This is a genomic window from Sulfitobacter sp. SK012 (assembly GCF_003352085.1).
GTDB lineage: Bacteria > Pseudomonadota > Alphaproteobacteria > Rhodobacterales > Rhodobacteraceae > Sulfitobacter.
Window position 1 is genome coordinate 777,028 of sequence record NZ_CP025804.1, and the last position, 16,807, is coordinate 793,834.

Here is a 16,807-nt window from a genome sequence, read left to right on the forward strand (position 1 = left end):
AAAATGTATCGTTTTGTATCACTAAGTAACTGCCAAAATGAACCGGGGTAATTTCCTGCAATCATTGGGCGTCTCGCGAGGAAACAAGGGCACCATGCATGACTGATCAAACGATTTTGGTCGTTGATGACGATCCCAAGATCAGAACCTTGCTGCGTAATGTCATGGAGGATGAGGGGTTCCTTGTCTTAGAGGCGGAAGGCGCGCATGACGCCATGGCACATATGTCTACCCGAGCGATCAGTCTTGTGACGCTGGATATTCATCTGGGCACTGATAACGGCATAGAGTTGGCGCGCGACATTCGCCGTACCTCCAATGTGCCTATCATCATGGTAACCGGCAAAGATGACGTTATTGACCGGGTGGTTGGTCTTGAAGTGGGTGCGGACGACTACATCACAAAACCATTCCACGTGCGTGAAGTTATCGCGCGGGTCCGCAGCGTTTTGCGCCGGACTGGTGACGTCGCACCGCCTGTGGAAACAATCGCCTCATCTGCGCCCCGGCAAAACGCCCATTTAAGCTTTGATGGGATGGTCGCAATTCCCGACCAGTTTGAGCTGATAGATCGTTCTGGTTCGGATTGTGGGCTAACTAGCGGTGATTTCAAACTGTTGGTGATTTTCTTGGAGCGTCCCAAGCGGGTGCTGTCGCGAGATCAGTTAATGAATCTAATCGGGGGCCCTGAGTGGAGCCCGCTTGACCGAGTAATAGACAATCAAATCGCGCGTCTGCGCAAAAAGGTCGAGCGTGACCCATCCGATCCAAAGCTGATCAAAACGGTACGCGGAGTAGGCTACACGTTCGCCTGTGACGTGCGTCGCACCCAACCGCCTGAGGCCTAGCTAAACAGGGCTTGAAGTCTGAATGCTAGATCAGACTGCCGGTACGGTTTGTGCAGAATATCATAGACCCGCTCGTGAGACATGGCGGTTGTGACGACGTCGCTAGCGTACCCAGAGGTTAGCAATACCTTCACGTCGGGGAATTCCGCGACCACCTTTGCGGCCAAATCATATCCGTTCAACGCGCCAGGCATGACCAAGTCAGAGAATACCAGATCCACCTGCATACCGTCTTTCAGCAAGGCATAAGCATCATCGCCACTAATAGCCTCTTGGGTGACATACCCTAGGTCTCGAATGCGTTCCAAAGACAACCTTCGCACCTTTGGATTGTCCTCAACCACCAGAATTGTCTGGCCCTTTCCGCGTGGCAAGCCGTTATTTTCGCCGGATGGTACCTTGGTAGCACCTGCTTCATGTACGACCGGCAGCGCCGGAAAATACAACCTAAAACTCGTTCCGTGATTTAGTTCGCTATACAAGGTTATATGCCCTCCGGATTGGCGCACAAACCCGTAGACCATCGCAAGGCCCAGCCCAGTGCCACCGTGCTCGGATTTGGTTGTGAAGAAGGGCTCGAACGCCCGCTGCTGGGCTTCGACGCTCATCCCCGCGCCGTCGTCGTTGACAGACAAGCGGACGTAATCGCCAGGAGCAATATCGGTTTCCTGCGCCATATAAGTGTCGTCGATTGTGACGTTGGCGATGGAGACAAGCAGCTCGCCGCGACCATCCATTGCGTCGCGCGCATTCAGAGCGAGGTTCATCAGCGCCGACTGAAGCTGCACCGGGTCGACCATGACCGGGTCTACCTGCTGCGCAAAGTCGGTCCGAATGTGGTAGGTGGCCCCAAGGGTTCGTTTTAGGAGCGTCAGGGTATCGCCACAAAGGTCGCGCAGGTCCGTCTTGGCGGGTTTGAGGTTGCTTTGGCGGGCAAAGATCATCAGTCGTGAGGTGAGGTCGGCACCCATTTCCGCCGATTCCAGCGCTTCTTTGACAAGTGGTGACTGGCGGTCCGTAACACCGCGCATCTGCAGTAGTTCCAAATTGCCAATGACAACCGTCAGCAGGTTGTTGAAATCATGCGCAATACCGCCCGTCATTTGACCGATCGCATCCAAGCGTTGCGATCGGGAAAGCGCATCTTGAGTAGCTCTGCGGCGGGTCAGGTCGTGTAGAATGCCGATGAAAAGACGTTGGTCACCCACCTGCGAATGCCCGACCGAAAGATGCAACGGGAAGACGGTTTTATCTTTGCGTTGCCCTTCAACATCTCGCCCAATCCCGATGATCTTTTTCTCACCGGTTTCAATGTGGTGGCGCATAAATCCATCGTGCTGCTTTGCCAATGATTTTGGCATCAGCATTTTCACGTTTTGCCCGATCATCTCAGACGCGTCGTATTGAAAAAGGCTGCAAGCCGCGGGATTGGCTTGCAGGATTATCCCCGCATCATCCGATACGATCATAGCATCAACGGCCGCCTCTAGAATGGCGTGCAGCAGGGCACTTTCTTGCGTCGTCTGTTTCATTCTTACCCATCGCATTTTTTGGTGAGCCTGCCAAATGCTCGCCGATTTGCGCAAGGGGCAATTGATATTGCTCAATGCTTGCCCAAACAGACCTGCCAAACAGAAAGAAATTCACAGGAGAAACGTATGTGGATCAAAGGCCTCGAACCAAATCAAGAAAAGGATGAACGTGATGTTTAAGGAAATTATTGTCGGCGTGGATGGGTCGGATACTTCGAAAACGGCAATCGGCATCGCGTGTGATCTGGCAAAGCACTATGACGGGACCGTGACGCTTGTGCACGTCCCTCATGCCGAAAGTGCTGCGTTTGTCGTCGGCGCAATGGCTGGCTATCACGCAGCAACACTCAAGCCGACACTGTCAGAGATTGAACAGGCCGGGCGCCAAATACTCGACAACGCGTCCGAGATTGCCGCGGGCACCGGATGTAAGGCTGTGAAAACACACCTGGCCCACGGCGATGCGGTGACCGAGATCTTAGCTTGCGCGGACAAAACTGGCGCGGATCTGATCGTGACAGGACGACGCGGGTTGAACGCTGTCTCAAGCCTGCTGCTCGGGAGCACGACGCAACGCATCAATCATTCTGCTAAGTGCGCATGCCTGTCTGTGGCATGACGGATCCCCAAAGCATCTGAGGGTTCGCCGATCCCAGATGCCGTTCTTGTAACGAGTTGAATAATTTTTGAGGCCCGCCCCGCTGTTACTCGGCTGTCGGGGTGGACGCGATGGCTATCTCAAACATCATTGGCTGTGCCTTGATCATGTTGGTGCTCTCGCGAGAGTTTTTCCCTGAAAGAGTCAATCTTTCAAGATACATCCTCAATCATGCGTCTAGCGTACTTCCCGCCACGGCCTTTGAAATAGGCTGGCATAATTTTATTAGCGCAAGACTTCCAATTCATCGTACGCCTTGTGAAAAACCAGTTCAAAAGGTGCAGTTTATGTTTCGCTGACATGGCAATTGGAGTGCTGCCATGCCTATAAATATTCAACAGAGCGACGCGTCCGATCGTGGTTTTATGGCAGTAAAATAGGAAAGCAGAATATGACCCGCGATGATGCTGTTAGCCGTGCCACGACATATTTTGACAGCGGGCACCTGCAATCAGATCTTGCAAAGCTCGTGGCCTACCGGAGCGAAAGCCAAGCACCCGTTCAAGCAGCCGTGCTTGGACAGTATCTGACCCAAGCCATTCAACCGCGTTTGGATGCGATGGGGTTTGATTGCACGTTGCACGACAACCCGAGCACCCAAACCAAAGGCGGGCCTTTTTTGTTAGGTTCCCGGATTGAAGATGCGTCGCTGCCGACGGTTCTGACCTATGGGCACGGTGATGTGGTCTGGGGACAAGACGGTGCTTGGCGCGAAGGGCTGACACCGTTCGAGCTTATTGAGGAAGGCGACCGACTTTTTGGTCGGGGATCGGCCGATAACAAGGTGCAGCATTTGATCAACATTGCTGCTCTTGAAGCGGTGATCGCCACGCGCGGCAAGCTTGGGTTTAACGTCAAGATTGTACTGGAAATGAGCGAAGAAATCGGGTCGCCCGGTCTGGCCGAGATGATGGCCATGCACTGCGAGGCATTGAGTGCGGATGTCTTTATCGCGTCCGACGGCCCGCGATTGAGTGCGCAGCGACCTACGATGTTTATGGGATCGCGCGGGGGGCTTGGATTTGATCTCGTGGTGGACCTGCGCGAAGGGGCACATCATTCGGGCAATTGGGGTGGCTTGCTGGCAGATCCCGCCATCATTCTGGCGCATGCGCTCGCGTGTATAACGGATGCGCGCGGCCAGCTTCGCATTCCCGAATGGCACCCAACGAGCCTGACACCGGATGTACGTGAAGCCTTGCGCGGTCTGCCCGTAGGCGCAGAGGATGCTGCTAAGGTGGACAGCGATTGGGGCGAGGAAAGCCTGACGCCAGCAGAGCGCGCTTACGGGTGGAACAGTTTTGCCATTCTTGCGATGACGGCCGGCATTCCGGATGCACCCGTGAATGCAATTGCGCCCTCGGCGCGCGCGTGCTGCCAGTTGCGGTTTGTGGTGGGCACGGACCCAGAGATGATCATTCCGTCCTTGCGCCGCCATCTTGATGCGCATGGTTTTGAGAAGGTCATGATCGTGCCGCATGAGAAAGGGGTGTTTGGCGCGACTCGCCTGAACCCAGATCATCCGTGGGTTAACTACGTCAAAGCCTCTCTCAAGAAGACCACAGGCAAAGACCCGCATGTCTTGCCCAACCTTGCCGGCTCATTGCCCAACGATTGTTTCGCAGACGTGCTCGGACTGCCGACCATCTGGATTCCGCATAGCTATTTGGGCTGCAATCAACATGCCCCGAACGAGCACGTCTTGAAATCGGTTTGCCGAGAAGGGATGCAAGTGATGGCGGGTCTTTTCTGGGACATTGGAACCCACACGCCAATCGCTAAGGCCGAATAGGGGCGCGAGGATCGTCTTGGTCAGCGACGGCTACCCATTATGGAGCCCCTCGTTGCACCGCTGAAACAGTCCAGTAAAATGGCAAGGGTTCAGAAATTCAGAGGGAAGCCGCGTTAGAGCGCTCGGTGCGCAGTATTTTCCAAAACGCCGTCAGATTGTCGGGTCAGTAAAGCCCGAAATATTCGGCTTGTTCCCATTCCGAAATTGTCAGGTGATACCGATCCCATTCGGCGCGGCGAATTTTTGTGAGGTAGTCGACAAATGCATCGCCAAGCTCCGCGCGGAAAAAATCGGACTGTTCAAAACGCCGGATTGCACTGAGCAAGCTCTCTGGCAGGCGAGGGGCATCTGACGTGTAGGGCGTCTCCACCGGGTCGGGGAGCGGCAAGTTAGACCGGATGCCGTCGAGGCCTGACAAGATCTGGCTCGCAAAGAAGTAATATGGGTTTGCGGTGGTCTCTGCGACGCGGTTTTCGATCCGCGAAGCAGGGTCGTTCGGTGCCATCAGGCCGCGGATCATTGTGCCTCGGTTGTCGCGCCCCCATTGGATGCGATCAGGGGCCAGTTGGTGCGGGCGGTATCGCTTGTAGCCGTTCACGGTAGGCGTCGTCAGCAAGCAGCTTTCTTCGGCATGGGACAGCAATCCTGCGATCCATCCGCGCGCAACATCGCTTAGCTGGCCGTCTTCGCTAGGGACCATAAGGTTGCGACCTGTTTCACGGTCCACTACAGATTGATGCAGGTGCCAGCCACTTGCCGCCGCATTTTCAAGGTTGGGTTTGCACATGAAGGTTGCGTGTAACCCTTTGCGTGCACAAGATTCTTTGACCATTGCGCGAAACATCATCATGTTATCGGCATGTGTCAGCGGATCAGCTGGATCAAAGGTAAACTCAAACTGGCTGGGGCCCATTTCGACTTCCATGGAGCGCACAGGCAGGCCAAGCGCCTGACAATGCCGGCGCAGATCATCCATCACCGGCTCCAGCGCGCCGTAATGTGTTTCAGTTAAAAACTGATAGCCCGGAGCCAGATTGCGCGTCTTGGCCGGTTGGCCGGGCATGGTCGCATCGCTGTGTTCCAGCATGGGGTCGACACAGTCAAATACGTGAAATTCGACCTCCAGCCCAACCACAAGTGCCATGTTGTGATCTGCCAACTTTGCAATCGCGCGCTTGAGGACATCGCGCGGCGAAAAAGGGATGACCTCACCAGATTTGAAACGCGGGTCGCAGAAAACCCACGCGGAATGCGGCGACCAGGGCAGAATGCGAAAGGTATCGGGATCTGGCAGCATCAAGATGTCACCCGCACCAGCCATGCCACCTTCAACGCCGGGGTCAGCCGACCAGACGTGGAAAACGGTTTTATGCGCGGTGTCTTTCAACAAAAGAGTCGAAGGTGCCGCGAGGCCATTGGTAAAGATCGATGCAAGTGCCTCTGCCACGATGGTCTTGCCGCGCAGGATGCCGTGCTGATCAGCAAAAAGCACCCGTACCGTTTCCAAATCACTTTGGGCCACACGCCCCACGAGGGCTGCGGCTTTGTCGATTGTATCGGTGTCGAGTAATCCTGCGCGCGCGAGCGCCCCGTCGGCGATCTGTTTTTTCAGGTCCGTCATAGGTTGGGCATTCCATTTCTGTGGCCCGCAAGGACCCGCATATTCTGCACTTAAACCTTTGCGTCCCATCCGGTGCAAGCGGCCCGTCGTTCGCGGTCGCTGGCCTCGATTGCGTCTTTCCAGTTTTCCGCGTCGCCAATCGTATCATTGGATATGGGACCATAAATCGTGCTGACGTCAACGCCGCCTAGCATTGGCAAGCTATCGGCTTGGTTGTTTTTCAGGCTGGCAATCGCTGCGCGCATCATGCGGCGGTACTTGATGATAGCGACATCAGTCTTGCCCAGATGCTCTTTGGTGCGGTCAAATATCGGCCCGGGACTTTCTACTGCCCATTGGTCGTGAACATTAATATCGAGCCCCATGCCGGTATACGTTTCGCGCTGCTGCTCTTGTGGGTCAAAGCCATAGTTGTTGGCTTTGTTCTTGATCGGCGCGTAATCAGGCAGACGGTGTTCCTTAAGCCGCTGGGCACGCATCAGATCTTTGTCGACAGGTTTGTCAAAGCTGGTGAACATCGAATACCAATAACACGACGTGTCATCGACGGGCACATGCCACTGGGTGATGATCATTTCGCGGCTCATCGGAATCGAAATTGCTTCGGGGAATATTTGGTTGGTGATGCGCACATGGGTTTTGCCATTGCCCAGATCACGCAGGGCAATAAGGCGCATACCGTAGTCAGTTTCCTCGACCGAAATGTCTGGTCGCGGGAAGTCGCGCAACAGTTTGGTCATAGGAATATCGGTATCTGCGGCCTTGTCGCGGAACTGTTTTCCATAGCCGTCATCGGGGTCTTCATCTTGCAAAAAACGGTGCAAGAAAGATGCATGTGCTGGGTCAATGCCGACTTCCATAGCTTGCAGCCAATTGCACTGCCAAAGGCCTTTGAAGGCAAAAACATGGGTTTCAGGCGCACGAAAGCAGTCAAAATTAGGAAATTCTGGCGGGGTGCCCGGACCCATATAGGCAAAGATGATGCCGTTTTTTTCAACAACGGGGTAGGATGTATTCTGGATCTGTTCGTGCATCGCTGAGCCTTCGGGCTCTCCGGGTTGCTCGACGCATTGACCGTCGCGGTTGAAATGCCAGCCATGAAAAGGACAACGCAACCCGTTGTCCTCAAGCCGCCCATAACAAAGATCCGCGCCGCGGTGCGGGCAGGCGCGCCCGATCAAGCCCAACTTGCCGTCACTGTCCCGAAACAGCACCAAACCCTCGCCCAGCAGCTTGACGGGAACGACGGGACGATTGCCCGCCAACTCGTCGCTGAGGGCTGCGGGTTGCCAATAGCGGCGCATAACAGCGCCGGCATCTGTACCGGGGCCTGTGAGGGTAAGCGTGTCGTTCAACTCCTGGCTGATCATGGCTGGGGTCCTTTTGCGTCAAATTAGATATGTTCATATATCGCACGTTTGTATATATATTAGGCGAATGCTGCGCCCACATGTCAAGCGCTATACCGAGGGGATTGAGATGAACTCAGGTCAGGATGAGGGGTGGTACGCTGAGCGCGATATTTCCACGACCTTTGTGAAGGGACTAAAAGTGCTCGCCGCCTTTGATGATGGTTATGCGCGACTTACTCTGCCTGAGATCGGTAAGGCCACGCAGCTTGACCGAGCCGCCGTGCGCCGGTTGGTGATCACCTTGGTTGACCTTGGCTATGTCGAAAAGGCGGATAAGTATTTCTCGTTGACGCCAAAGGTTCTGACGCTGGCGGGCAGCTATTTGCGGGGCAATAGCGTAGGTGCGACGGTCCAGCCAACCCTGAACCGACACTCCCAAACGCTGGGGCGTGAAATCTCTGTTGCGGCGATTGCGGACACTTCCGCTGTCTATATTGCGCAGTCGATTGTTGCCGGCTCGAATGTCTCCTTTGGCTTTACCGTGGGCAGTCGCCTGCCGCTGTTGCATTCGGCAATTGGGCGCATGCTGCTGGCTTATGCGCCGCCGGATCATGCCAATTCCCTTATCGAGCATGCTGATCTATCGCTCTACACCTCAGAAAGTTTGCAAGACCGAGATGCCATTCGCGATCAGATCACAGCCGCGCGGGCGCATGGGTTTGCCGTTGTGAGCAACGAATTCGAAGGGGGAATAGCAGGTCTGGCTGTTCCGGTTGGACGCCCCGACGCCGCGCGAATGGCGCTTGGTATATCTGCCCCCGTGTCCTTCATGAAAGACCCCGCCACACATGAAACCTGCCTGAGCATTCTTCAGCTATGTGCCAAGGAAATCTACCGCTCCTTGCCCGGTGGTCGCTAAACTCATCGTGGCTCCAAATCGGTGTCGTGCCAGAATACGGCTGCGCGCCAGCATTGCCAAAGCGCACAGATTGCAACAAAGTCAGACGCAGAATTGACCTCAGGTCAATCTATTGGGAACGCAGGGATTGAAGGGGCAGAGTTAAAGTGGTCACCCTCCTGCGAAACGCGTTCGGCGCGGTTTTCATTGCGGCTGTTTCAGCGGTTTTTGCTATTTCCTTCGCCGCTATCATCTATTCTGGCGATCTGACGCCCTATCTGGATCGCGGAATTGGTCTGACGCTGATGGGGTGCGTTGTTTTGGGTGTGTGCGGTGCATTTACGCTGTCCTACCGGGGTTCGATTTTACAGGCACAGGACGTGCCGGCTATATTGCTTGCGGGGGCCGCCGGGTCACTGGTCGCCAAGAACGAGTTGTCGGGCGAGGTGCTCTTTGCCAGCACCGCCAGCCTGACCGCGCTTGCTTCCTTGTCGATGGGGCTTGCAGCGATGCTCTTTGGGCATTTCAAATTCGCCAATTTGGCCCGGTTTATTCCATATCCCGTGCTTGCCGGATTTCTCGCTGCCACGGGCTTGCTTCTGTTTCTGGGTGCGATTGGTGTGGCAACTGGGCTGTCTCCGGAGATTAAACATTTATCCGCGCTGGCATCCCCTGATGCGTTGCAAAAATGGGTACCTGTCAGCATTGCTGCAATCGGCATCGTATTAGCGACGCGGCTGTTTCCCGGCAGCTTAACACTACCCTTGGCACTCTTAGTCACCGCCTTAGGGTTTTATGCATATATTGGCGTTTTGGGTCTGTCGATGGATGCCGCGCGCAGCGCTGGGTTCTTGCTGGGTCCGTTTCAGGATGGTGGTCTGCTGGGTGGGTTGGCCCCGAAAACCCTTCAAGGCGCAGATTGGGGTGCTGTTTTTGCGCAGGCGCCTGTCATCGTCACAATCGTTGCAGTGTCAATGATAGGAACGACCCTGAACGCTACTGGGCTGGAGCTGAGCTTGGGTCAGGATATGGACATTAACCGCGAGACTAAGGGCGTTGGTATTGCCAATGCACTTGGCGCTTTTGTTGGCGGGATACCTGGATATCACTTGCTGGGCGAGACGATCCTCGCGCGCCGCCTTGGCCTCATTGGGCCGTTGGCGGGAATTAGCGCTGCAATGGGATGTGCCGCTGTGCTGGTTTTGGGCGTGCATATTCTAGAGGTGCTACCTGTTGGCCTGTTTGCCAGTGTGATCGCGTTTCTCGGTGTGGACTTGCTCTATACTTGGCTTTGGGAAGAGCGCCGCAAATTGACGCTTCGCGATTACGGGATTGTGGCGATAATCCCCGTCATCGCGATCACGTTCAGCTTCTTGGCGGCGATTGCTGCCGGGTTGATTATGGCCTTTGGGTTCTTTGTGATCGCTTATGCGAAGCTTGATGTCATCCGATCGCAGAGCAGTGGTGCGGTGCGCAGATCCTTTGTGGAGCGGCCAGACGACCAATTGGCAGTTCTGTCCAAAGTGGGCGGGCAGGCACAGATTATTGAGCTTTCGGGGTATCTGTTCTTTGGGTCTGCAAATGTGCTGCGTAAGGGGGTGCAGGCGTTGCTGCTAAATGGCACCCAATCTCCGCGCTGGCTGGTCGTAGATTTCAAGCACGTCAGTGGCATCGATATTTCGACGTGGCATACGCTGCAGCGCGTGGCGAGGGATTGCGCTGAAGGTGACGTTACTTTGGTGCTCAGCGGGATTAACGACACGGGCAGGACCGATATGGACCTCGTGCAGCGCACCATGCAATGCGAACGCTTTGGCACGCTTGATCAGGCGCTTGAGCATATTGAAGACATTTTGCTATCCACAAATCCGAGCGATGAGGGAGAAGTCTCTGGCCTAGTGGCAGAGATGTTTTTGCAAGGCAGCATGAACGCCTATGTCGAAACCATAAAGTTGCGCGCAGGTGAGACGGTGATCGAGCGGGGGTCTGCATCAGACGACATCTTTATTTTGCAATCCGGACAGCTTGTCGTCTCGGTTCCCCAGGAAAACGGAGCCCCGGCAATTGTTGCTTTGATCCGGCCCGGTTCTGTGATCGGCGAAATGGCATATTATACAGGCCGCGCTCGGTCAGCGGATATTATCGCAGATCGGACGTCAGAACTGACACGCATTGATGCCCGCCGGCTCGAGGGGTTAGAGCGCCAAAACCCCGCAGTTGCGGCGGCGTTTCACAAGCTGATCGCGCGGCACATGGCGCGACGACTTAACCACACAACGTTGCTGCTGCGAGACTTAGGTTTCTAGACTCGCGTTTTGTACAGGGTCCTACACCCGGAGCCAGATATCGACTTCTTTTGCTTGGCCACGCAATAGGGTGGGTCCTGCATACGTCAGCCCGGCCACCTTTGGCTGCCCCGCGGCGAGGTAAAGCGCATTTGAAATGGCCAGCACAGCATGATGGGTCTTGGCCTCTTCTTGAAGACGGCTTGCCGCGTTTACGATGTCGCCCGTGACGGTCGGGGTGGAGCGACCCTCTTCGCCTAAGATCACCGCGTAAACCTCTCCGAAATGCCCGCCAATGCGAACCGGTATCGATTGATTTTGCGGGGCCGTCGCATCGGTTCCGGCAAATTTTCCTAGCAGATCATCCGCACAGGCCAATGCCCGCGCCGCGTCATCGCGTTCCGCGTTGGGCAGACCGAAGACGATCATGGCACCGTCGCCTGCCGTTGATGGGATCATCCCGCCCCATTGGGCCGAAACTGCGTTGATAATTGTGTGAAATCTGTTGAGGAATCGCCCAGTTTCCGCGGGCGTCATCTGGGTGCTTTGGTGAGTGAAATTCGCGATGTCGACAAATAGAACAGCGGCATTTTGCATGCGACCGTCGAACTCGGGGTTGGCCTGCGCGGCGAGGGCTTCGATCATTTGTGGCGACTGATAGCGCGACAGGTTTGCGGCGCGCTGCTTGTTTTCCACCCAACGGCCCGCGAAACCCAATATTGCGCCGATGCTTAGCGCACCGATCAACGTCGCCCCATCCAGCCACATGTTCCATGACAGCGCAGTCTGCAGACCGGCCAGACCAACGGACCACAAGGCAAGGGTACCGATGCCCGCCACCCACGCATTGCTCCGCGAAGCGAGCCAAGCAGCCAACAGGCCAGCGATCATCGCGAGAAGGGTATCTATGACCCACGTGGTTTCATCACGCCGCAAGGTCGTTTGTGACAAAACGTTTGCGGCCATCGTTGCCAAAGCTTCAACACCCGGCAGTGCGGGATCAAATGGCGTGAGAAATGCGTCTTTGTAGCCTTCCGAGGTGGCCCCGATAAAGATCAGTTTGCCGGCAAGGTCAGCCTCTGCAGCGCGTGTAATGGACCACGTCTCGATTGTGCCCGCAGGTCCAAAGAAATTCAGGGCTGCGCGGTTTTGCCGGTCTAAGGGAATACGTTGATTGCCCAGAATAAGCATCTCGCCGGAAATGAGCGTCATGTCCGATGGGTCTGCGCCGGACTGAAGCCGCGCTGCGACGACGGCAAGTGAAGGTAAAACCGGCCCTTGATCGCCCAGTCTGAGCGCCACAGGGATACGCCGCAATGCCCCGTCATCCTCAAGCATCAGATTAACGTGGCCGAGCTGCGCGTGTTGCGCAAAACTAAATTCCGGACCAAGGGTACCTTTTGGACCTGCCGGCACCGGATTGCGGGCCAAGGCAAAACTACTGTCGGCGATTTTATCTGCAATGGGGCCTAACGGCGGCGTGCCCTCGTCCATCAGCGATAGCGCGATCGAAGGGTTCACAGCCGCCGCTAGTGCTGACGCCAGTGCTGCATCATCTGCGGTTTCACCAACGAGCAAGAGATCCAACACAACTGCCTTGGCACCTTTTTGAGTGGCAATTTCAATGGCTTTACCGATATCCGTGCGGGGCAAGGGGAAAGTTTGGGCTTTCTCAAACGCGGCGTCATCAATCGCTAAGATTATGACATCTGCAGGGGAGGGGCGCTCGCCGCGCAGGGTAAACCGGATGTCCAGCAGCCGTCCTTCAAACCGTGAGAGCGCACCGCCCTGATTGCCAGGTTGGAGCCACGCAAACACTATCGCAAAGTAAAATGAGGCAACAATAGCCCGCCGGATCGGCGTCAACGCCAGCGCCCACCCAGCCGTCCGTTCATTGCGGTGATGCGCGACTGCCCCCAAGATTCGACCGGGCCCATCGTGCCATCAGCCATCACCGTGACGCCTTCGCCTGTCGACAAAGCAGCGGTTTGACCGTTCTTGGCACTCACATCAACCAAGCCTTTGCGCACAAAGACGTGGGTCATCTTGCCTTCCACCTCCACCGTCCATTCGGTGGATCGAACGGATGCCACGGCATTGAGGGTTTTGACCTGAACAGGTGCCGCACGACCAGGCATCACAAAGCCAGAAATACCGCGTAAAATGCGAAACACGCGTGGTTCGCCGATGGGAGCTTTAACAAGGTCGTCCAAGTCGATTTCTGTGTCTTGGCCAATCGTAATCTCGCCCTCATCGCTGCAAGAGATCGAGATTTGCGATTTACGATTTTTGCGCAGCCGATCACCTTGCTGGATTGCTTGGCCCTGCGGGTCGACTATCGTATCTCCGCCCCGCAGAATTTCTGCCCACCCGTTTGAGACCTTATCGATGATGCAAACACGGTCCTCCGCTGTGGCTTGGGTCGAAGACAAGCTGCACAGCATGAACGCGCTCAAAACGGCCGCCAGAATGTGTGGGGGCAAAAGGGAGCGTTGCTTAAAGCCGGCTTGAGACGCGTCTGTCGACACAGGTTTCATCGCTTCAAATATCCTTGCAGAGAACAATGGGCCAATCCTGACCTAAAAAACGGCAAAAGCCCAAAACTTTTCCGGACCCTCGGCGCTAGTCCGCGATGTATCCGGCAAAAACCTGAAGCAGTTTGAGCATTGTAGCGGCATCATTTTCCACAACCGCCAGAAACTCTTCGCGCCCGATGTTGAGGCAAACAAGGTCTTGGGTTGCGCGCATACCCAAAAAGCGTGGCTCATGACGGATGAGGCCAAGTTCGCCCACAAGCGTGCCCTCAGAGACAGTTGTCACGCGGGTTTCTTTGCCGTTGTCGTCAGGCATCAGCAAATCTGCCGACCCGCTGACCACCAAAAACGCTCCGCTGTCGGAGGGATCATTCTTGCGAAATACATATTCGCCTGCCTGCACTTCATACCAGCGCGCGCCAAACCCAAGCAGGCGAAGTTGTTTGCGTGGGAGGCCTGAGAAAAGATCGGATTGTTGGAGGACCTGCATTTTGCGGCTCAACTCGGCTGGGACCACGCCGCCGTCCTCACCAGCCCCCGCGTCGGTTGCGGGAATTATGCGCCCGTGCTGCAAGCGCCAATGGCTGTCAAAACCTTCTGACTGCGGGTTTTGAAGGTCGAAAAAAATCACCGTCGCGTCGGGCAAAAGGGTGCGCAGTTTGGCTGGTAGGCTCTCGCGGACCTCAGTGTCAAAACTGGCAAGTGCATTGTCCAGCAACATCAAACTAGGTTCTTTGACCGTAGCCCTGCTTAGCGACAACACTTCTCCGAGGAACGCGGGCAGCCCGGCGGCGCGTGTCACGGGCATATCGAGAACCAGATCTAACACGGGGCGTGCACATCCCGCTTTGTGCAAGACCTCGCCGACAAGATTTCGCAATGCCTGCTCGTCGCGCCGGGTGCGGGCGTGGGTCTTACCAAATAGCGCATTTTCGAACACCGACAGGCCCGGGATGGCAGTGTCGTGCTCAATGGGGGTAACCACACCCAAAAGGGCTTTTCGCAACTGCGCGCCATAGCGTGTTCTGCTGTTCAAAATACGGTCAATGGTTTCGGGCTCAAACGCGCTGCCTAATTTGTCCGACGAGATCGCAAAGAGCACTGCAATCAAATGCGCCTTGTCTGTCTTGCTCGCGCTAGATACCGGGCTTTCCTGCTCTACCAAGCGGACCACGTGGTAATAGGTTTCAACGTCCAATTCCAACTTTTGAAAGAGGGGATGATCATCTCCATCTTTACCAAATACCTGTAGCAGTGACCCTACGATGACCTTCGAAAGCTCTAGCAATTCGCTTTCGGCATCGACCGCGGCGAGGGCAGCAAGAAAACCACGTTGCTCGGCAATGACCTGCCAGCTCAACCGGGTGTTGGAGAGTGCGAACAGTAGGTTTTCCGCAACTGGCAAGGCAGTGTTGTAGATATCTGGTGTAAAATACCCAACGCTGTCTTGTAGGTCAGCCTTTGCAATGGCCGCCGCCACATCTGATCGCAGCCCGGGAACCATTTGGGCAAGCGGGTTGGCTGGGTCGTCGGGCATACTCAGGATCAGGCCGCGTTCATACAAGGGGCGGTCGATGCCCAACACCGTCAGCAGGTTGAACCACCAATCGCGCAGCGCCTCCGGGGGCGCAAGTGGATGGTCTTGGGGCACCAGTGCCGTGGTGTTTGGCATGCCTTCTGCTACGAGCGCGGTGACTTTCGGTACGCTGGACGCCGTGAGCGGCATCAGTACGTTATCCCGAAAGGTGCCATCAAAGATCATCGGTTGTGCATTCGCTCGTCCGATGCGCCGCGCAATCGTCAGCTGGTGCAGGTCAGCCAGATTGCGCCCTTCCAACGTGACTGTGCCAGAGCTGGGGGCGAGTTCACGCTGTAGCAGGCTGCACAGAGCCTGCCGGTCCTCAGCTGTGGGGGCCACGATTGAGGCCGTCTGACCTTGGGGGATAATCACGCCCGCCCCATCAAGTACGACGCTGCCGTCGGCGGTGCGCAAGCTCACATCTGCAAGTTCAAGATCACCCGATAGCGTTGGGTTCTCGGTCGGCTGACCGTCAATCAAATGCGCCTTTATCAAACCCGACGGGGTAAATTTATCTCGGATCATGTCCCAGCGCAGCGACATCTCCTGCGACTGGTTGTAATATGTCAAAAGCTCTTTCCAGGGCCCCGAGAGATCCTTGAAAGCGGCAAGCGCGGCAACCAGTGCACCGATGCTGATCTCACCCGTAATGGCCAGATAACCACCCACGGCATAAAAGAAAAATGGCGTGAGTTGCGAGATGAAGTTGTTAACGAACTTCATAAAGAACTTCTTGCGGAAGATCTCAAACCGGATCGCCAATAGCCGCGCCAAACGCGCCGACACCAATTCTGTGCGGTGATGCCAGCCGCCATTGGTCCGCAGCGCACTGGCCGCAACGGCGTTTACACCAATTTCGCCAGCGAGCGCGCGCACTTCGATCACGCGCTCTTTGTTCAATAGGTTCACCCGGCGCTGCAATTTGGGGATGAGCCAGGCCTGCAGCGGTATAAAGGCGATCGCCGCGAAGCCGAAAGTTGCAGATTGTGCAAAGAGAAAAGTCAGGATCGTCAACATCTGACCGCCTTGCAGGACGGGTTGTGCAATCGCGTCGCCCATCAAGCCACCCATTGGCTCGGTTTCAGACATGACCATCGACACTAATTCGCCTTCGCTGGTGCGGGCCATGACCGGCGGCGGGAAGCGCAAAATACGGGCGATCAACGAATGCCGCAACCTGCGCAGCAGGCGTTCGGCCATCATGCCCTTCATCGTATTTACGCGCATTTTCATCAGGCCGTGCACAAGGACTGCCGTCAAAAACAAAACGCAGAGCACAATTAAGAAGGTGATCTGACCCAAGTTGATGCCCAAGACAGTGACGGTTGAATCTGTTGCACCGATGGCGTCGTTGATGATCCGCTTGGGCAGTTCCAGCGTCAAATAAAGCAGTGGAAATAGCGTCAGTGTCACCAGCAATAGGACCATCTGCTCGCGTTTTGAGTATTTCCAAATAAAGGAGAAGAGCGTCTTTTCGATGGGCCTGCTCCAGAAGTCGAACTTGCGTATCCATACTGGTTAATGCCCGTGAGTTAGTAAAGCCATACTGATGTGCCTCTGTGGTGTCGGTTGGGGTGGCGTGATCCGCAGGGAGGCATTTCGCACCTAAAACAAATTCCTAAACTTCATGCGGGGCCGTTCGTGCCAATCGGCGGTCAGTGTGGGCTCGCACGCAGGTACTTTTGAGGTCATACTTCTAATTTTTGAT

11 protein-coding genes are annotated in these 16,807 nt (G+C 55.6%); 5 read left to right on the forward strand and 6 right to left on the reverse strand.

The genetic code is table 11. The features are described from left to right. The first annotated feature begins 98 nt into the window (after positions 1–98). Positions 99–848: a response regulator gene (locus C1J03_RS03915; protein WP_114883880.1), complete on the forward strand. Its 750-nt coding sequence runs from the start codon at positions 99–101 to the stop codon at positions 846–848. Here C1J03_RS03915 and C1J03_RS03920 read toward each other — a convergent pair. After that, positions 845–2,380: a PAS domain S-box protein gene (locus C1J03_RS03920; RefSeq protein ID WP_114883882.1), complete on the reverse strand. Its 1,536-nt coding sequence runs from the start codon at positions 2,378–2,380 to the stop codon at positions 845–847. The two genes, C1J03_RS03915 and C1J03_RS03920, sit on opposite strands and share 4 nt — an antisense overlap. Before the next feature lie 172 nt (positions 2,381–2,552). Here C1J03_RS03920 and C1J03_RS03925 point away from each other — a divergent pair, with 172 nt between their 5' ends. Continuing rightward, a complete protein-coding gene (locus C1J03_RS03925; protein WP_162798438.1) occupies positions 2,553–2,999 on the forward strand; it encodes a universal stress protein in 447 nt (148 codons plus the stop codon). A gap of 430 nt (positions 3,000–3,429) precedes the next feature. Continuing rightward, a complete protein-coding gene (locus tag C1J03_RS03930; protein WP_114883885.1) occupies positions 3,430–4,830 on the forward strand; it encodes a M20 family metallopeptidase in 1,401 nt (466 codons plus the stop codon). Between the two features lie 163 nt (positions 4,831–4,993). Here C1J03_RS03930 and C1J03_RS03935 read toward each other — a convergent pair whose 3' ends face one another. Both C1J03_RS03935 and C1J03_RS03940 read right to left on the reverse strand, forming a co-directional pair. Continuing rightward, complete coding sequence (locus C1J03_RS03935) at positions 4,994–6,451, reverse strand: glutamine synthetase family protein (protein WP_114883887.1); 1,458 nt, start codon at positions 6,449–6,451, stop codon at positions 4,994–4,996. A 50-nt stretch (positions 6,452–6,501) separates the two neighbouring features. Next, entirely contained in the window at positions 6,502–7,821 is a 1,320-nt protein-coding gene (locus tag C1J03_RS03940; RefSeq protein ID WP_114883889.1) for an aromatic ring-hydroxylating dioxygenase subunit alpha, read from the reverse strand. Between the two features lie 67 nt (positions 7,822–7,888). Between C1J03_RS03940 and C1J03_RS03945 the strand changes: the two genes are divergently transcribed. Together C1J03_RS03945 and C1J03_RS03950 are read left to right on the forward strand one after the other, a co-directional pair. Beyond that, entirely contained in the window at positions 7,889–8,722 is an 834-nt protein-coding gene (locus C1J03_RS03945) for an IclR family transcriptional regulator domain-containing protein (RefSeq protein ID WP_162798439.1), read from the forward strand. 146 nt (positions 8,723–8,868) lie between these two features. Further along, positions 8,869–11,007 carry a SulP family inorganic anion transporter gene (locus C1J03_RS03950; protein ID WP_114883894.1) on the forward strand — a complete coding sequence of 713 codons (2,139 nt, stop codon included), beginning with the start codon at positions 8,869–8,871 and terminating at the stop codon, positions 11,005–11,007. Between the two features lie 21 nt (positions 11,008–11,028). On the opposite strand, the gene C1J03_RS03955 is transcribed toward C1J03_RS03950, so the two are convergent. The 3 genes from C1J03_RS03955 to C1J03_RS03965 form a co-directional block, all read right to left on the reverse strand. Next, positions 11,029–12,852 carry a CHASE2 domain-containing protein gene (locus C1J03_RS03955; RefSeq protein ID WP_162798440.1) on the reverse strand — a complete coding sequence of 608 codons (1,824 nt, stop codon included), beginning with the start codon at positions 12,850–12,852 and terminating at the stop codon, positions 11,029–11,031. Next, positions 12,849–13,523: a FecR family protein gene (locus C1J03_RS03960; protein WP_114883898.1), complete on the reverse strand. Its 675-nt coding sequence runs from the start codon at positions 13,521–13,523 to the stop codon at positions 12,849–12,851. The genes C1J03_RS03955 and C1J03_RS03960 overlap by 4 nt, the downstream gene beginning before the upstream one ends. A gap of 85 nt (positions 13,524–13,608) precedes the next feature. Then, complete coding sequence (locus C1J03_RS03965; RefSeq protein WP_114883900.1) at positions 13,609–16,527, reverse strand: cyclic nucleotide-binding domain-containing protein; 2,919 nt, start codon at positions 16,525–16,527, stop codon at positions 13,609–13,611. Between the last annotated feature and the right edge of the window lie 280 nt (positions 16,528–16,807).